Annotated in this window: 2 protein-coding genes; both read left to right on the forward strand. The window is 44.4% G+C overall.

The annotated features are described in order from the left end of the window. Positions 1 to 644, forward strand: a 644-nt coding sequence (locus tag KDK17_RS14200; protein ID WP_257288336.1) for a cell wall metabolism sensor histidine kinase WalK, incomplete at its 5' end; no start/stop codon positions are given. A 257-nt stretch (positions 645 to 901) separates the two neighbouring features. Further along, positions 902 to 1360 (forward strand): hypothetical protein, encoded by a 459-nt coding sequence (locus KDK17_RS14205; RefSeq protein ID WP_257288337.1) that lies wholly within the window; start codon positions 902 to 904, stop codon positions 1358 to 1360. The last annotated feature ends 354 nt before the right edge of the window (positions 1361 to 1714 follow it).

A 1714-nucleotide genomic window follows, 5' to 3' on the forward strand; every position in this document is an offset into this window, starting at 1 on the left:
ATGCTGCAGCCCATGATCTCAGAACTCCTTTGACTCGGATGCGACTCAGTGCAGAAAAAGCCATGAACAATAACGATCCCAAGGCGTTGAAAGAGAGCTTGATGGACTGCCTGGAAGAAAGTGAAAGAATGTTGGCGATGGTGAACAGTCTGCTGGATGTGGCTGCAGTGGAGCAGCATCTGGACGCCAGAGATCGCACACAGGCCAATCTGTCTGATCTGATTACTGAAGCGGCTCAACTCTATGAATATCTGGCGGAGGAGAAGCATATTCAGCTCAGCTTTGAGCTTCCGGGGACAATGAATATCCTGGCCTGTCCAAACCGGTTGCGGCAGGTATTTGCCAACCTTCTGGACAATGCCCTCAAGTTTACACCTGAACAGGGAAGCATTCTGGTTTCGGCCCGAAGAGAAGGTGATTTGTGGCGAGTGTCAATAAAAGATTCTGGCAGTGGCATCGCCACATCCGATCTGCCCCATATTTTTGATCGCCTTTATCGCGGGGATGTCAGTCGAAAAACACCGGGGTTTGGTCTTGGACTGTCATTGGTCAAGGCGATTGTTGAGGCTCACAATGGCAAGATCAATGTAGAAAGTAAAAAAGGGCAGGGGACTGAGTTTAACTGCTTGTTGCCAGCCGTTTAATGAAAGGGAGCCAGTCACCTATTGGCTGGACCACGTTTTCTGCTATTCAAGACTGAAATGATACTCCCGCCGAGCCAGGCGGGAGGTGAATTCCGTCAGCTCGTCGTGGCTGATATGTACTATGCTGCTTTCTATCTCTTATGCACCTTCTATTAGACCTTCCATGGACACACGAGGTGTCAAAAATACAGGCAACGGAACGCTCGCATAAAGGCTGCCTGAGGTAGTGCAGTTGTTTAACGAATGCAGGTGAAAGTATGATCTTTGGGCGTTCCTTTATGACGCTTTTATTTGTGGTGTTCATGTTTTTTTATCAGCAGCTTCTGGCAAACGATACCTATGACCTTGAAGAATTTCGCGAATATCACAAGACAAATTCGAAACTACCTTCTAACCAGCAACAAAAGCGCACAGGTCAGAGCCCACTTGAAAACATCCGTATTGGCTTTGTCAGGCTTGATTTAGCATCTGAGGATGTATCTGGAGATGGGCGACTGGAAATCTGTGAAGGTTATGAAGTTGATGAGCAAGACTTTAAACGTCTGATTGAATTCTTCTTCGAATATGCGAACATGGGTGATCCACAATATCGCAAAGTTTCCAATGTCTCTGGCCATTCCAACCCTGAATTCATGCAGTCGAAAGCGGCTGATGCCATTGCAGTTAAGCCAATTAGAAGTGCTGTTTCTGTGTCCAGTCTGGCTTCAGTGAATTGATGGGCAAAGCTTTCCGGAGAATTACATTCACTGATATTTTCAGAAAACAGTGCACAGGTTAATGCTTGATCGCAGATATTTTCGACATAGTTTTCAAGCAGCACGGTAAAATAGATATAAAAGTCATTATCGGTAAGAAAATAGGGACCAAGAAAAGTTAGAAACATCAGGACTAAACGGTTATTAAGACCGGCATAATTGGAATGACTTGCTGCTGAATCTGAATAGAAATAATTGAAATAAGGATTAATACCGCCATTTGTGTATTCAGAAAAAAACATTTTTTCAAATAGGCTTTTTGCCGTTACTTCTATTATCTGTTTCTCTTCAGGACTTTGTTCCATGGTCTTATTT

The sequence above is a fragment of the Endozoicomonas sp. SESOKO2 genome (assembly GCF_024606245.1).
Lineage (GTDB): Bacteria > Pseudomonadota > Gammaproteobacteria > Pseudomonadales > Endozoicomonadaceae > Endozoicomonas_A.

Excerpts from the sequence above, each read along its gene's own strand:
- KDK17_RS14205 (WP_257288337.1), top strand. The coding sequence starts at position 902 with ATGATCTTTGGGCGTTCCTTTATGACGCTTTTATTTGTGGTGTTCATG.